The sequence below is a fragment of the Mesorhizobium sp. P2_C4 genome, assembly GCF_056404575.1.
Genome location: NZ_JBFUDT010000006.1, coordinates 235,124 through 249,948, shown reverse-complemented (window position 1 = coordinate 249,948; position 14,825 = coordinate 235,124). Strand labels below are relative to the sequence as shown.

Sequence of the window (14,825 nt, the reverse complement as noted above, 5' to 3'; positions counted from 1 at the left end):
GTTCGACGCCAAGCCGTCAGGCCAACCACCAGTCCCGGCCTGACCCCAATCGCTCGATTCCCGAAATGTCGACAGCGCCCAGCCGCTCCGAGACGCTGCGGCCGCCGACGGCGAGGCCAGGCGCGATTTCGGCCAGCGGCGCCAGCACAAAGGCGCGTTCCAGCATCCTGGGATGCGGCACTTCCAGCCCGGTCTCGTGGATGATCCGGTCGCCGAACACCAGGATGTCGATATCGATCAGGCGCGGACCCCAGCGTTCCTCGCGCACCCGCTTCAGTCGGCGTTCGGCGTCGAGACAGAGATCGAGCAGCGCGCGTGGCGCCAGCGTCGTCGAAATTTCGGCCGCCGCGTTCAAGAAATCCGGCTGGTCGAGCTTGCCCCAGGGCGGCGTGCGGTAAAGCGAGGAGACGGCAACGATGCGCGTATCGCGATCGCCATCCAACATGCGCAGCGCCGAACCCATCGACTTCTCGGGATCGCCGAGATTGCCGCCAAGGCTGAGATAGACGGTGTTATTCGGGCCAGACAACGGTCACCTCGACGTAATCGAGCACACCGGGCACCGGCGCGTTCGGTTTGCGCACGGTGATCTCGGCCCTTTTGATCTGCGGAAAACGCGCCGTAAGCGCCCGGGCAACCTCCAGCGCCAACGCCTCGATCAGAAAGCGCCGCTGCCCGGTGATGATCTTTTCGATCACCGCGAAGGCGATGCCATAGTTGACGGTGTCGTTGATGGAATCATCGACCAGTGCTGTGCCGGGGTCGACGGTCAGCGCGGCATCGACATAGAAGCGCTGGCCGAGCTTTTCCTCCTCGTCCAGCACGCCGTGCCGGGCAAAGAAGGCGCAATTCTTCATGCGGATGACATACATCGCTCAGCGTCCTGCCTGGCCTGTTTCGCGTGCCAGCATAGCATCGGCGACGGCCAGTGCGTCCACGTTGATTGCGACATCGTGGACGCGAAACAGATCGGCGCCTTTCAGTCTCAGAATGACGCTGGTGGCGGCCGTGCCGGCGGCCCTGTCCTTGGCGTCGCGGCCGGTGACATTGCCGATGAAGCGTTTTCGCGATGTCCCGGCCATCAGTGGAAAGCCGAGCACGTTGAGTTCGGCAAACCGCGCCATCAGGTCGAGGTTTTCCTCCGCCGTCTCCTTGGCGAAGCCGAAACCCGCGTCGAGCACGATATGCTCGTCGCCGACGCCATTCTGGCGGGCAATTTCCAATGATTTTCTGAGAAACAGGAACTGGTCGGCGATCACGTCGGGCAGCTTCTCGCGATTGCGCCCGGTGTGCATGATGACCAGCCCGGCGCCGGTCTCGGCGGCGACACGGGCAATACCCGGTTCGCGCTGCAAGCCCCAGACATCGTTGACGATATGCGCGCCGGCGGCGACGGCAAGCCGGGCCGTCGCCTCGCGATAGGTGTCGACCGAGATCAGGGCTTCACCCAGTCCGGCGAGCGCCGCGATGACCGGCAGGATGCGGGCCTGCTCTTCCCCGGCGGTTACCGGTGAGGCACCGGGGCGGGTCGATTCGCCGCCGACGTCGATGACGGACGCCCCCTCCTCCAGCATGCGACGCGCCTGGGCCAGCGCCTGATCGGGCGTCGCGAACAGACCGCCATCGGAAAAACTGTCCGGCGTGACATTGAGGATGCCGACGACCACCGCCTTGCCGCCAAGGTCGAGATGGCGCCCGTGCGCCAGCTGCCATCGCCTTGTCGTCATTGTCCATCAACCATGTGTGATCTGCCCGAGATCAATTCCGTTGCGCCGGGAACGGCCGTAAAGCAAGGTGGCTGAAGAGGCAACATGATGAAACGACCCCTGCTGTGCGCCCTGATGCTCGCTTTGACCGCCTTGCCGGCGGGGGCGGCTCAACTGGTGAAGACATATAGCTACTTCGCCATCGGCGGCAGGACGCTCGAGGACATTGAGAGCCAGTTGTCGAAACACGGGCCCCAGGTGAAAAGCACCGGGACGCGGCATCCGGGCGCCACCCAGATGGCGTTCACCACCCGTATCAGCTACGCGCAAACGCCCAAATCCTGCGGGATCGCCGACGCGTTTGTAACCGTCAAGGTGAAGGTCATCCTTCCCGAGTGGCGGCGTCCGCGCAAAGCCGATCCGGATGTAAGGCTATTCTGGGACACATTGTCGGCCGACATCAAGCGTCACGAGGAACGCCATGTCGAAATCGCCAAGAACCATGCCCGTGAACTCGAGAATGCGTTGCGGGCGGCCTATCCGCAGAAGAGTTGCGAAGCGGCCAAGGCAAAGGCCGCCGCCATCACCGCTGCCATCCTTGCCAAGCATGACCAGGCCCAGCTGCAGTTCGATCGCGTCGAAAGCGTCAATTTCGAGAGCCGCATCCTGCGCCTGCTGCGCTACCGCATCCAGCGCATCGAGAACGGCCAGCTGCCACCGGCCTGAATTTCGCCAAGCAAAAGAGTAGCATCGACGGCAAGCCAATTTCGTCGAAGCGTAGTGCCAGCGCCGAAAAACTTTCGAGCCCCTGTCGAAATCGGCCTATACGGGACGATATATGTCAGGGTCGCGAGGGCGCGATCTCCAGAGCACGAGATGCAAACAATCGAAGCGGCAGACGCACCCCATCGGCCCGGCCAGCGGCCTTAGGAAGCGCACGCAAGCACATGGACGACCCCAGCATGGATCAGGCTGTCGACAAGCAAACGATGGTGGAAACCGGCACGCCGCTGAGCGAAAGCGAGAAAAACGCCATCATCGCCGGCGTGCTGTTGTCGATGCTTCTGGCAGCCCTTGACCAGACCATCATCTCGCCGGCCATGCCGACGATCGGGCGGGCGCTCGGCCACGCCGAATATCTGCCATGGATCGTCACCGGCTATCTCCTGACCGCGACCGCGGTGGCGCCGCTCTACGGCAAGATTTCCGATGTCTACGGGCGGCGTCCGACGGTCTACGCGGCGATCCTGATCTTTCTCCTGGGATCGCTGGTCAGCGCCATGGCGCCCAACATGCTGGTCCTGGTCATCGGCCGCGCGATCCAGGGCGCCGGCGGCGGCGGGCTGTTTGCCCTGGCGCAGACCGTCATCGGCGACCTCGTGCCGCCACGCGAGCGGGCGCGCTATGCGGCCTGGATCGCCGGCACATGGGCTGTCGCCAGCATCGCCGGGCCGCTGCTTGGCGGTACCTTTGCCGAACATTTGCACTGGTCGCTGATTTTCTGGATCAACATTCCGCTCGGCCTTGCGGCCATGGCGATCATCAACAAGCCGCTGAAGAAACTGCCGATCGCGGCAAAACATCATAGCATCGACGGCCTCGGCGCGGTGCTTCTGGTCGTGGCGACGGCGCTGCTGCTGCTGGCGCTGAACTGGGGCGGCAGCACCTATCCCTGGGGGTCACGCGAAATCCTTGGGCTCGTCGCCTGTTCGGCGGTTTTCTGGGCCGCCTTCGCGCTGCGCCTGCTGCGCGCGGCCGAACCGCTGATCTCTCTCGAAGTGCTTGGCAATCCGATCGTTCGCGCCGGTACGCTTTCCATGTTCATGCTGCAGGCTGCCAATATCGGCCTTGCGGTCTATCTGCCGGTCTATCTGCAATCGATCGTCGGTCTGTCGGTCAGCCAGTCGGGCATCGCCATGCTGGGGCTGCTGCTCGGCACCGTGGCCGGCGCGACCTTCAGCGGTCGCACGATACCGCGCTTCGTCCACTACAAGCGGATCGCGATGGTGGGGGTTACGTTCGCCATACTGTGCCTGGGATCGCTCAGCCTTGTCGCCGAGCATGCCTCGCTGCTGCTGGTCGAAATCCTGACCATCTGCATCGGGCTGGGCTCGGGAACAACCTTTCCGGTGGTCACGGTCTCGGTCCAGAACGCCGTCGACCGCATGCATCTCGGTGTCGCCACCGGCGTGCTGACCTTCCTTCGCTCGCTGGGCAGCGCGCTCGGCGTCGCCATGCTCGGCGCCGTCGCCCTGGGCTATGGGCTGCTGCTTGCCGGCGAAGGCACGCCGGCTTCCGGGCAGGTCATATCGGGACTGCCATTCGTGATGATCTTTCTGGCCGCCGCAGCGACGCTGGTCCTGGCGCTGGTGATGCTCGCGCTGATGCCGGAAAAAGTGCTGCGCGGCAATGACGAGACCGCGGCCCCGATCCTGGCGGAATAAGCTCTATCTGTTTGTTTGAGCATGATCTTGTCCGAAAACCGGAACCACTTTTCGGGATCATGCTCCAGGCGTCAATCGTGGACGCCGAGCTTCTTCTGCAGGCTGGTCGACGACGTCGTGTACTGGAACACGATGCGCTCGCCGGGGCTGATGATGCGCTTGGCAGCCTGCGCCATCAGCGCCACCTCATGGAAGCCCGACAGGATCAGCTTCAGCTTGCCGGGATACCAGTTGATGTCGCCGACGGCAAAAATGCCGGGCACGGAGGTCTGGAATTTCTCGGTATCGACCGGGATCAGGTTCTCGTGGAGATTGAGCCCCCATTCGGCGATCGGTCCCAGCTTCATCGTCAGGCCGAAGAACGGCAGCATGCGCGTGCAAGGCACTTCGACATCGCCGTCAGGTCCCTTGATGATTGCCGAGGCGAGTTGGCCGTCGGCGCCGGTCAGCCCGGTCACCTGGCCGACCTGAAAATCCAGTTCCTTCATCTCCTGCATGGCGTACATCTTGTTGACGCTATCAGGCGCGGCGCGGAATTCCGGGCGACGGTGCACCAGCGTCACGCTCTTTGCCACCGGTTGCAGGTTCAGCGTCCAGTCGAGCGCTGAATCGCCGCCGCCGACGATGACGAGGTCGTGGCCGCGGAATTCCTCCATACGGCGGACGGAGTAGAAGACGCTTTTGCCTTCATAGGGCTCGATGCCCGGTATAGGCGGCCGCTTCGGCTGGAACGAGCCGCCGCCAGCGGCAATCACCACCACCTTGGCTTCAAACACCTCGTTCTCGTCTGTGGTGACGCGAAAGCTGCCGTCCTCGAGCTTTTCGAGGCTCGAGACCATGCGGTTATAGGAGAATTCGGGCTTGAACGGGTGGATCTGCTCGAGCAGCTTGTCAACCAGGCCCTGCGCCGTGATCAGCGGCCAGCCGGGAATGTCGTAGATCGGCTTTTCCGGATAGAGTTCGGCGCATTGTCCGCCGGGACGATCGAGAATATCGATCAGATGGCACTTCATGTCGAAGAGGCCGAGTTCGAACACGGCGAACAGGCCGACAGGCCCTGCCCCGACAATCAGTACGTCCGTCTTGATAATATCGGTCATGCGATGCGCCTCGATGCGGAAACCGCGCGACACTGCATGACCATGGGCCTGCTGCCAAGCTGCAGCAGAAAAAAAGCCGGCTCAGCCCTGGCGGGCGGGCACGCGTACAAGCAGGCCGTCGAGAGCGTCGCGCACCTTGATCTGGCACGACAGCCGTGAGTTCGGCTGGACGTCGTAGGCGAAGTCCAGCATGTCTTCCTCCATCGCTTCCGGCTCGCCGACCTCGGCCGTCCATGCCTCGTCGACATAGACATGGCAGGTCGCGCAGGCACAGGCGCCGCCGCATTCGGCCTCGATGCCCGGCACCGCATGGCGGATTGCGTTTTCCATGACGGTCGAGCCGTTTTCGGCATCGACGTCGAAATGAGTGCCGTCATGGGCGATGAAGGTCAGCTTGGTCATTTGTCACCTGAAGGGAGTTCCAGCCGAGATAATCACTCCGGCAGACAAGTCAACTGTCGCGAGAAAGCGGCGCTGCGTGACGTTTTTTAGGGAAAACCGATTTCAGCGACTGATGGCGGCGATGAAATCGCGCACTTCCTCGATCAAAGTGCCAAGACGCTTGAGGGTTCTGACGTCTTCGGGCTGACGTTCAATGTCAGTCGCGCAGTCGGCAATGGCGAAGGCGCCGACCCCTCGCGCCGAGCCTTTCAACCCATGCGCCAGAAGCAGCCGTTCCCGCACGTCGGCGTCGACTATCTTGTCGCGGACGGAAAGCGCCTGCTGTACGAACAGCGCCAGCACTTCCTGCTCGAGGCCCCGGTCACCCATCGTCTGACGTGCAAGATGGGTCAGGTCGACCGGCCGCGAGCGACCCGTTCCCGACACATCGCCGCCGGGCATTGAAAAGGCAATGCCGCTTTCGCCGCGTACCAATTTGAAACTCCCTGTCTCGATCGCCCAAACCATCGATCGCTCGAAAACCTAGGCGATTTCCGTAGCTATCGCGTTAATGAATGGCCCGGAAAATTGTTGCCGTAGAGGCCGCGAAATCACGTTCTTGTTAACCTTATATTTAAAGTTTTACGTATCTCGCGGAATGCAGGTTTTCTTTACCCCTGTGTGTCATTACGATACGAGGGGTCCATTTTCAGCCTCCTGCATGGGATAAGACAACCAGAATCATAAGTCCCGCGGCAGCTAGTACAGGGTAGCGAAGGCATGGCGAAGAAACCAACGACAAGAACTCTCGACAGCGACGTAGCCAGGGAACTCGAAAAGGCACTTGATCTCGATCTGAGCGGAGACACCGGCGACCTCGACATCGCCGCTTCGATGGAAGATCTGGAAGCGCAGATATCGCAAGCCGCGGACGAACTGGCGCGCGAAGGCCGCAGCCCGCAACCCGCCGCTGCCCCCAATCAGAGCCAGATCGCAAAACCTGCAGCCAAGCCGGCCGAATTGCGCCCTGTGGAAACCCGCAACAGCTCGCAGCCGGCCGGTTTCGCACCAGCCAATGACGACCGTCAAAAAGACTACAAGTCGCTTCTGCATACCCTCAATCGCCGCGCCTCGAACACGATCTACTGGGTCGTGGCATTCGTTTCGCTGGCCTGGATTGCCGGCGCCGGCGGCCTGGCCAATCTTCTGTTCGGGTCCAGCATCTGGAAAATCCGCACGCTTGACCAGTTTCTCGCCCGCCCCGAGCTGATCGGGCTGGCGGTCGCGGCGATCGTCCCCATCATCCTGTTCTGGGCATTCGCGGCGATGATCCGGCGCGCGCAGGAAATGCGCATTGCCGCCCAGTCGATGACCGAAGTGGCCTTCCGCCTGGCCGAGCCGGAAAACCTCGCTCAGGATCGTGTCATGATGGTCGGGCAGGCTGTTCGCCGCGAGGTGGCGGCCATGGGTGAAGGCATCGAACGCACGCTGGCGCGTGCCGTCGAGCTCGAAACCCTGGTCCACAGCGAAGTCAACCAGATCGAACGCTCCTATTCGGAGAACGAATCCCGCATCCGTTCGCTCGTCGACGGGCTCGGCAGCGAGCGCGAAGCCGTTGTCACCCACGCCGAGCGGGTGCGCGCGTCGATCACCGGCGCCCATGAGACGCTGAAGGATGAAATCGGAGCTGCCAGCGACATCATTCGCGACTCGATCCTCAACGCATCGACCAAATTGTCGATGACGATCACCAATTCCGGCGACACGCTGATCGACAGGATCAACGAAAGCTCGATGTCGATCTTCGATTCCGTCGAAGGCCGGCTCGATTCGATCACCGACCGGCTTTCGACCTCCGGCGAAGCCTTCGCCAGCCTTCTCGATACGCGCATTGCCAAGCTGACGGACACGACCGACGGTCTCACCCGGTCGCTGACCGATCTGCTCGACGACCGCACCACCGGCATGGTGTCGCTGCTCGGCGGTGCCGCGCGCACGCTCAATTCCGAATTCGAAGCCAGCCTCAACGGCATCGAACGGACGCTGGCCGAGCGCGGTCAGGCGCTGATCAGCGAATTCCAGACCCGCGCCGAGGCGTTGGACACCGGCACGCAGAAGCTTAATGCCGCTCTCGAAGCCCGCGCACGCCAGATCAACGAGACACTGGTCGAGCGCGCGCGCGAAATCGCGCACACTTTCGCGGAGAGCAAGGACACGCTGTCGGCGATGATCGATCAGGGCAAGACCCAGATCGGCGCCGACATGGCCGACATCGTCTCGTCGACCTCGTCGATGCTCGAAGCCCGTGCCAGCGATTTCGCCGGCCGCATGGAAGCGGCCCGTCATGTCGTGTCGCGTTCCTTCGACACCGATATCCAGCGGCTTGCCGATGCCCGCGTCGGCATCGAGGAAGCGGTCGAAAACCACAGCCGCAAGCTTTCCGAAAGCCGGGACCGCATGGCGGTGGCAATGGAGGCCGATCTGGCGAAGTTCGCCGAAGGCCGCGCCGGCATCGACGCAGCCGTAACCAACCAGGTTCAGAAGCTGGCCGAAGGCCGCAACCTGATCTCGCGCGCTCTCGAAGAGGATCTGCGCAAGGTCAACGAGTCGCGCGCCGCCATCGACGCTTCGCTCGGCAGCCATCTCGAGCGGCTTGAAGACGGCCGCAACCGGCTGTCCCAGGCCTTGAATGAAGACTCCGGAAAACTGGTGCAAGCCCGTACGATCATTGACGAAATGGTTTCCGGCCATGTCGGCAAGCTTGCCGAAGGCCGCAACATTCTTTCGCGCGCGCTCGAGGCCGATCTCGGCAAGCTGGCCGACAGCCGCGCCAGTGTCGACGGTCTGGTCGCGAGCCAGGTCGAGAAGATCGCCGAAGGCCGCGCCATTCTGACCAAGGCGCTGGAAAGCGACATTATCGGCATCAAGGGCGTGATCGAGAATCATTCGGCGAAACTGGCCGAAGACCGGACCGAACTCAGCAGAGCGCTGGAGAGCGATCTGTCGGGCATACGCAATCTGATCGAAGGTCATTCGACCAGGCTCGCCGACGATCGCAGCCTGCTGTCGCAGACGCTCGAAGCCGACCTTGCCAAGCTGGCGGAAGGCCGGTCGAGCATCGACGGGCTGGTCGCCGGACAGGTCGAGAAGCTGGCCGAGGGCCGCGACATCCTCAAGCGCGCGCTCGAAGCCGATCTGAATACGATCAAGAGCACCCTCGCCAGCCAGTCCGAAAAGCTGGCCGAGGATCGCAGCCAGCTTTCACGCGCGCTGGAAACCGACCTGCAGGGCGTGAACGGCATTGTCTCCGACCATATGAACAGGCTTGCTCAGGATCGCTCGACCCTGTCGAAGGCGCTCGAAGACGATCTTGCCAAGCTGGCGGAAAGCCGGTCGAGCATCGACGGGCTGGTCGCTGGCCAGGTCGAAAAGCTGGCCGAGGGCCGCGACATTCTCAGGCGTGCGCTGGAAGCCGATCTGAACATGATCAAGGGCACCATCGCCGACCAGTCGCAGAAGCTGACCGAAAACCGTTCTGAGTTCGCACGGGTGCTGGAAGCCGATCTGGAAAACGTCAACGGCCTCCTCCAAGGCCACAGCGAAAGGCTCGTCCAGGATCGTTCGACACTGTCGAAGGCGCTCGAGGACGATCTCGCCAAACTGGCGGAGAGCCGTTCCAGCATCGACGGGCTGGTCGCCGGCCAGGTCGAGAAGCTGGCCGAGGGCCGCGACATCCTCAGGCGCGCGCTCGAGGCCGATATGCAGAAGCTTGCGGCGAGCCGCAGCGAGGTCGACGACATCATCGCCGGACATGTCGGCAAGCTGGCCGAAGGCCGCAACATGCTGACCCGTGCCCTGGAAGAAGATCTCGGCAAACTGGCCGATACGCGCAAGGACGTCGACCTTTCCCTGTCCGGCCATATCGACCAGATTGCTTCCAGAAGCACCGATATTTCCGCTGCAATCGCCGCGGATGTCGAGAAGATCGAGCAGGCATTCAGCCGGCAGACCGGCATCATCGAGGAGCGCGCCGGAACCATGGAGCGCGCGCTGTCGGTGGGTGTCGACAATGTCCGCAGCGTGCTTGAGAAAAGCGCCGTCTTCGTCGCCGGCGCCTTGCGCGAGAAGGTCATGGAAGTCACCAGCGCGCTGCATGAGCAGGCGGGTGCGGCCTTCAGCGACGCCGACCGCAAGATCGCCGAGCGCGCCGAACAGACCTCGAGCGCCCTGCTCGCCAGGGCCGAGGACATCGCCCGCACCTTCGAGGAGGCGGATCGCCGCCTGCATGCACGTGCAGAAGACACGTCGAGCGCGCTGCTTGCCCGGCATGACGACACGCACAACACGTTGCTGGCTCGCGCCGAGGCGACTGCCGAGCAGTTGGCCGCCCGTGCCAGCGAGATCGCCGGCACATTCGATGTGGCCGACCAGAAGCTGGTTGCCCGTGCCGTCGAGACGGCGCAGTCGCTGGCCGCACGCGCCGGTGACATCCTGCGCAATTTCGAAGGCGCCGACCAGCGGCTGAGCATGCGCATCGGCGAATCGGCCGAGGCGCTGGCGTCACGCGCGTCGGATCTCGGCCGCATCTTCGATGCCGCCGACCAGCACCTGCTCTCGCGCATCGCCGAAGGTTCGGAAGCGCTGTCGTCGCGTGCATCCGAAATCGCCCGCATCTTCGACGATGCGGACCAGCGCCTGGTGTCGCGCATCGCTGACAGCAGCAGCGCGATCGGTGGGCATGCCGAGACCATTGTCGGCGCCTTTGCCAGCACCGAGCAGAGAGTTGCCGACCGTGCACGCCAGACCGGTCAGGAACTGGCCGTCCACGCCCGCGAGATCGAACAGGCGCTGGCCGGCGCCGATGAGCGCCTTGCCTCGAGCGCCGCTGCTGCGGCCGCCCGTGTCGAGGAGCAGATCGCCAGCGTCGAAAACCGCCTCGCCTACACCACCGAGACGATGGGCCAGAGGCTCAACGAGCAGGTTTCGGGCGCCGAGGCTCAGCTGGTTTCGCGCGCCAATGTGATCGCGGAAACCTTCACCGCGGTCGGACAGCATATCGGCCAGAGCACCAACGATGCCGCCAAGACCATCGGCGCCAACACCCGCGAACTCAACACAATGCTCGCGTCGCGTTCCGCCGAGATGGCAAGAATCCTCGACGAAACGGCTCGGCCGCTGGTCGAACGTTTTGCCCAGGGCAGCTCGGAACTGCAAAAGAGCATGGAAGAGGTCACCGAACGTGCGACCGAGAGGCTGCGCAGCGAAAACGCCGCCCTCGTCAACGCGCTCGCCAGCCGGACGGCCGAAACCTTGTCGGCTGTCGAAGGCGCGCGCTCGTCGCTCTCTGACAGTGTCGCCGATCTCATCGGCCGCATGTCCACCTCCAGCTCGCAGCTCGGTCAGCTGATCGAGCAGGCCGCGGTCAATCTGGGCCAGGTCGACGAACGGCTGAGCGGCAGCACACAGAGCTTTGCCGCGACGACCGAAAAGGCCGCGCAGACTTTTGCCAGCTCGGCACGCCTGGTCGATTCGAACACGACACGGCTTACCGAACTGTCGTCAGCCACCTTGCGCGAGGTCGCCTCGATCGCCACCAAGTTCGACGAGCACAGCCGCTTGCTGTCCAGCGCTTCGGACCTGTTGAGCTCGGCGCAGAGCAACCTCGAACATACGCTCGAGCGGCAGTCGTCGCTTGAGGACCTCGCCGTCGGCCTGGTCAAGAAGTCGGAGGATCTCGAAAAGGTCATGCGTTCGTTCGAGAGCCTGGTCGGCCAGACGATGCAGAACGCCGAAGGCAGAACCATGGAATCGGCGGAGAAGATTCGCACCGCTATTTCCGAGGTCGTCGATTCGGCGACAACGCGCTTCGCCCAGGCCACCGAGGAGATCCGGCGCACGGCCGGCTCGATCAAGAGCGAACTCGACCTTACCCGCGCCGAACTCAAGAAGGGCGTCATCGAGATGCCGGAAGAGGCCAAGGAATCGACCTCAGCCATCCGTCGCGCCGTCGCCGAGCAGATCAACGCGCTGAAGGAACTTTCGGATATCGTTGCGAAATCGGGCCGCGGAAACGACAATTCCGAGCAGCGCAACCTGCGTCCGGCGCCGCAAGCGCCTGTTCAGCGCCCCGCCGAACCGCAGCGCCGTCCTCCGGCGCCGCCGCAGCAGCCGCAGGCGGAGCGTCCGGCGCCTCAGGCACCGTTGGGCGGCTCAGCACTGCGCGGCACGCTCGACCTCGAGCGCCCGACCGAGACGGCCCAGCGCCAGCGCGATCAAAGTGCCCGTACGCCGCAAGGCGGCTGGGTGCGCGATCTCCTGACCGGGGCTTCGCGCGAGGAAGACGCCCGGCCCGCCGCACCGGCGGAAGCACCACGCTCGGCTCCCGCCCAGCGCTCGCCGCTGCACGTCATGGAGTCGCTCAACTCGCTGTCCGTCGATATTGCACGGGCCATCGATCACGATGCCTCGATCGAGCTGTGGAACCGCTACCGGCGCGGCGAGCGTGACGTGTTCACGCGGCGCCTCTACACGCTGAAGGGCCAGCAGACGTTTGATGAAATTCGCCGCAAGTATCAGTCGGAGGCCGAGTTCCGCGCCGCCGTCGACCGCTACTGCGACGATTTCGAGAAGCTGCTCAAGGACGTGTCGCGCAACGACCGCGACAACATCATGGCGCAGACCTACCTGACTTCGGACACCGGCAAGGTCTACACCATGCTGGCGCATGCCAGCGGCCGGTTGCATTGATCTGGCGATAGACGGAAACAAAAAGGCGGGCCTCGGCCCGCCTTTTTTGTTCACGCCAGGCGATTGTCCGCTCCTCTAATCCGCTGCCGGAAAAGATCATGGCAGGTCCGCGCTGCCCCTCATCCGCCTGCCGGCACCTTCTCCCCGTATAGTGACGGGGAGAAGGGAGATGGCATCGAAACTCGCCGCCCATTCTGCAAGGCTGGTGATTGGCGAAATCATTGGCGACAGCGTCTTTCTCCCCGTCACTATACGGGGAGAAATGCCCGGCAGGGCAATGAGGGGCAGCGTAAACTGACGATCTTTGATCGGTGCGTTCTGTGGGGTGTTTCAATCCGACGCGCGATCGCTTTGAAGCCTCGATCGGTTCAGATCAGCGAATCCGTCCAGCGGACGATCTGCTTGGCCGCGTCGCCGAAGGCGCTGTCGAGCGCGGCGACATAGGCCGGGTTGCCGCTGCCCGAGACAGGCGCGGTGGCGGTAAAACTCTTCGAGGCGCGGACCTCGCCGTTGCGGTCGTTCAGTATGCGCACGAACAGGTCAACCTCGGCGTGATCGCCACCGTCGACGCGGACCTCGAAGGAACGGATCTCGACGATCACCTGATAGTCGATGGCCAGCCCCTCGCCGGGCTTGCCGACGCCGGCAAAGCTGCCCGATCGCTGAAACGTCTCGGCCAACCGCGCCTGCACGATCAGCGGCAGCCGATCGGCCCATTGCGCGCCCTTGAGATACTGGATCGAGCGATCGGAGGGCTTGATGACGATGTTCTGGCTGTCCAGCGCCTTGAGCGCAGACGGTTGGGCGATGAGGATCTGGCGACGGCTGTGGCCGCGCTCATCGAGCGACGGTGCCGAAAGCTCGAACGTGTCCAGAGGCGCCGGCCCGCCGCCGGGCAGCGCCGCGCAGCCGGCAAGCGCCAGCGCAAGCAACGCCACAGCCGGTTTGACCCCACCCAACTTGAACCCGCTCGGCTTCACACGCGATCCCCGTCCCCGGACCGTGGCAGCAACTCAGTGCGGCTGCACATCTGTCCAACTTTCTTGCGGCGGGCGGGAGCCGATGTCAACGCCGCACCCTGCCGTCATATTGCCGAACCTCACCGTCGCCACCGGACAGGATCCGCTGCGGATTGCGGCTGAGGTCGGTTACCGCCTCTTCGATGCGGCTGATCGAACGACGGCTGTCCTGGACCAGCGCCTCGACATTCGAGAGCCCCTGGCCGGAGAACCGCGCCAGATTGTCGGTGATGACGCCGAGGCGGGCGTTCAGCGTGTCGGCGACCTGCTTGAACGACTTCAGCGTGTCCCTGGCGTCGGCCATCACGCCATCCGCCTGGCCGGAGCCCAACAGCGTGTCGACCCTGGCAAGAATGCCATCGACGCGCACCGAGGCATCGTTGAGGCGCTGCGCCAGCTGCTTGGCGTCCTTGATCGTCTCGTCGATATCGTCGGCCCGGTCGGCGAACTTGCCGGTCACCTTGGCGATGTCGGCGGCGGCCTTGTCGGCGCTTTCGCTGGCTTTCTGGATGTTGGCCAGCGCCGTGCGCACCTGCGCCGGATCGATGCCGTCCAGCACGCCGTCGACCTTGGCCAGTGTGCCTTGCGTCTGCTTGGCGAAATCATTGACCGAGCCTACGGCGGTATCAACGTTCTTGATCACGCCGTCGAGCTGCCCGCTGGTCTCCTTCAGATTGGCGGTTACGGTGTTCACATTGGCGACGATGCTCTTGATCTGGTCCTTGTCGACGGCATTGAGCAGGCTTTCGGCGGCCTTCAGCGTGCCGTCGAGCTTGCCGGAAACCCCCTTCAGTTCGTCGGCCAACGCGCTGACGCTCGACAGGAACTTGTCAATGCCGTCGGCATTCTTGGCCAAAGCATCCGAGAATGTCTGGGCGTTCTTGACGGTCTCGGTCAGCGGCCCGCGCACATCCTTGGTGAAACCTTCGAGATCGGAAAGCACCTTGTCGGCACGGGTGAAGATGTTCTGCGCCGTCTGCAGGAGATTGTTGACGGCCGAGGGGTTGGCGACGATCTCGGCGATCCTGCCTTCCTTTTCCGCCTCTTCAAGCAGGTTCGGCTCCTTGGGATCGGCGCCCTTCAGTTCAATGTTGACCTGGCCGGCAAGGCTGGCGATGCCGATATCGGCCTGCGTCGATTTGGTAAGCGGCGTTGTCTTGTCGATCTCGGTGGTGGCGATGGCGGCATTCGGATCGTTACGGTCGAAAAAGACGCGCTTGACCACGCCGACCTTGACGCCGTTGAACAGCACCAGACTGCCGGGGCCGAGGCCGGAAGCCGATCCCTGAATGCGCACGCGCAACTCCGCCGTCTCGCCCCGATCGCCGATCTGGGCGGTCCAATAGACGAAGGCGAAGGCCGCCAGAATCGCAGCCAGGGTGAAGATGCCGACAATGACGTAGTTGGCTCGGGTTTCCATTGCTTCAC

Annotated in this window: 11 protein-coding genes; 3 read left to right on the top strand and 8 right to left on the bottom strand. The window is 63.5% G+C overall.

The features are described 5' to 3' along the window. Window positions 1-16 precede the first annotated feature (16 nt). The 3 genes from folK to folP are packed head-to-tail and all read right to left on the bottom strand — an operon-like array spanning window position 17 to window position 1,727. On the bottom strand, window positions 17-529 hold the full coding sequence (gene folK / locus AC1DX6_RS23130; RefSeq protein WP_477317603.1) for a 2-amino-4-hydroxy-6-hydroxymethyldihydropteridine diphosphokinase: 513 nt from the start codon (window positions 527-529) through the stop codon (window positions 17-19). Continuing rightward, window positions 513-872 (bottom strand): dihydroneopterin aldolase, encoded by a 360-nt coding sequence (gene folB / locus AC1DX6_RS23125; RefSeq protein WP_477317601.1) that lies wholly within the window; start codon window positions 870-872, stop codon window positions 513-515. Before folB ends, folK begins: the two co-directional genes overlap by 17 nt. A gap of 3 nt (window positions 873-875) precedes the next feature. Beyond that, window positions 876-1,727 (bottom strand): dihydropteroate synthase, encoded by an 852-nt coding sequence (gene folP, locus AC1DX6_RS23120; RefSeq protein ID WP_477317599.1) that lies wholly within the window; start codon window positions 1,725-1,727, stop codon window positions 876-878. A gap of 84 nt (window positions 1,728-1,811) precedes the next feature. Between folP and AC1DX6_RS23115 the strand changes: the two genes are divergently transcribed. Then, on the top strand, window positions 1,812-2,432 hold the full coding sequence (locus AC1DX6_RS23115; protein ID WP_477317598.1) for a DUF922 domain-containing Zn-dependent protease: 621 nt from the start codon (window positions 1,812-1,814) through the stop codon (window positions 2,430-2,432). A 236-nt stretch (window positions 2,433-2,668) separates the two neighbouring features. Continuing rightward, window positions 2,669-4,150: an MDR family MFS transporter gene (locus AC1DX6_RS23110; RefSeq protein ID WP_477317751.1), complete on the top strand. Its 1,482-nt coding sequence runs from the start codon at window positions 2,669-2,671 to the stop codon at window positions 4,148-4,150. Between the two features lie 71 nt (window positions 4,151-4,221). On the opposite strand, the gene AC1DX6_RS23105 is transcribed toward AC1DX6_RS23110, so the two are convergent. The 3 genes from AC1DX6_RS23105 to AC1DX6_RS23095 form a co-directional block, all read right to left on the bottom strand. Next, entirely contained in the window at window positions 4,222-5,250 is a 1,029-nt protein-coding gene (locus AC1DX6_RS23105) for an NAD(P)/FAD-dependent oxidoreductase (RefSeq protein ID WP_477317596.1), read from the bottom strand. 81 nt (window positions 5,251-5,331) lie between these two features. Further along, complete coding sequence (locus tag AC1DX6_RS23100; RefSeq protein ID WP_477243009.1) at window positions 5,332-5,652, bottom strand: 2Fe-2S iron-sulfur cluster-binding protein; 321 nt, start codon at window positions 5,650-5,652, stop codon at window positions 5,332-5,334. 102 nt (window positions 5,653-5,754) lie between these two features. Next, window positions 5,755-6,093, bottom strand: a complete 339-nt coding sequence (locus tag AC1DX6_RS23095; protein ID WP_477317749.1) for an Hpt domain-containing protein — start codon at window positions 6,091-6,093, stop codon at window positions 5,755-5,757. Between the two features lie 318 nt (window positions 6,094-6,411). On the opposite strand from AC1DX6_RS23095, the gene AC1DX6_RS23090 reads away from it, so the two are divergent. After that, a complete protein-coding gene (locus tag AC1DX6_RS23090; protein WP_477317594.1) occupies window positions 6,412-12,378 on the top strand; it encodes a kinesin in 5,967 nt (1,988 codons plus the stop codon). Window positions 12,379-12,746: 368 nt separating this feature from the next. Here the strand turns inward: AC1DX6_RS23090 and AC1DX6_RS23085 are convergent, their stop codons facing one another. Both AC1DX6_RS23085 and AC1DX6_RS23080 read right to left on the bottom strand, forming a co-directional pair. Beyond that, window positions 12,747-13,337: an ABC-type transport auxiliary lipoprotein family protein gene (locus AC1DX6_RS23085; protein WP_477317592.1), complete on the bottom strand. Its 591-nt coding sequence runs from the start codon at window positions 13,335-13,337 to the stop codon at window positions 12,747-12,749. Between the two features lie 106 nt (window positions 13,338-13,443). Next, window positions 13,444-14,817 (bottom strand): MlaD family protein, encoded by a 1,374-nt coding sequence (locus tag AC1DX6_RS23080; RefSeq protein ID WP_477317590.1) that lies wholly within the window; start codon window positions 14,815-14,817, stop codon window positions 13,444-13,446. Window positions 14,818-14,825: the final 8 nt, after the last annotated feature.

Coding starts and splice junctions, on each gene's coding strand:
- folB (WP_477317601.1), bottom strand. CDS start 872: ATGTATGTCATCCGCATGAAGAATTGCGCCTTCTTTGCCCGGCACGGC.
- AC1DX6_RS23095 (WP_477317749.1), bottom strand. CDS start 6,093: ATGCCCGGCGGCGATGTGTCGGGAACGGGTCGCTCGCGGCCGGTCGAC.
- AC1DX6_RS23080 (WP_477317590.1), bottom strand. CDS start 14,817: ATGGAAACCCGAGCCAACTACGTCATTGTCGGCATCTTCACCCTGGCT.
- AC1DX6_RS23105 (WP_477317596.1), bottom strand. CDS start 5,250: ATGACCGATATTATCAAGACGGACGTACTGATTGTCGGGGCAGGGCCT.
- folP (WP_477317599.1), bottom strand. CDS start 1,727: ATGACGACAAGGCGATGGCAGCTGGCGCACGGGCGCCATCTCGACCTT.
- AC1DX6_RS23110 (WP_477317751.1), top strand. CDS start 2,669: ATGGATCAGGCTGTCGACAAGCAAACGATGGTGGAAACCGGCACGCCG.
- AC1DX6_RS23100 (WP_477243009.1), bottom strand. CDS start 5,652: ATGACCAAGCTGACCTTCATCGCCCATGACGGCACTCATTTCGACGTC.
- AC1DX6_RS23090 (WP_477317594.1), top strand. CDS start 6,412: ATGGCGAAGAAACCAACGACAAGAACTCTCGACAGCGACGTAGCCAGG.
- AC1DX6_RS23115 (WP_477317598.1), top strand. CDS start 1,812: ATGATGAAACGACCCCTGCTGTGCGCCCTGATGCTCGCTTTGACCGCC.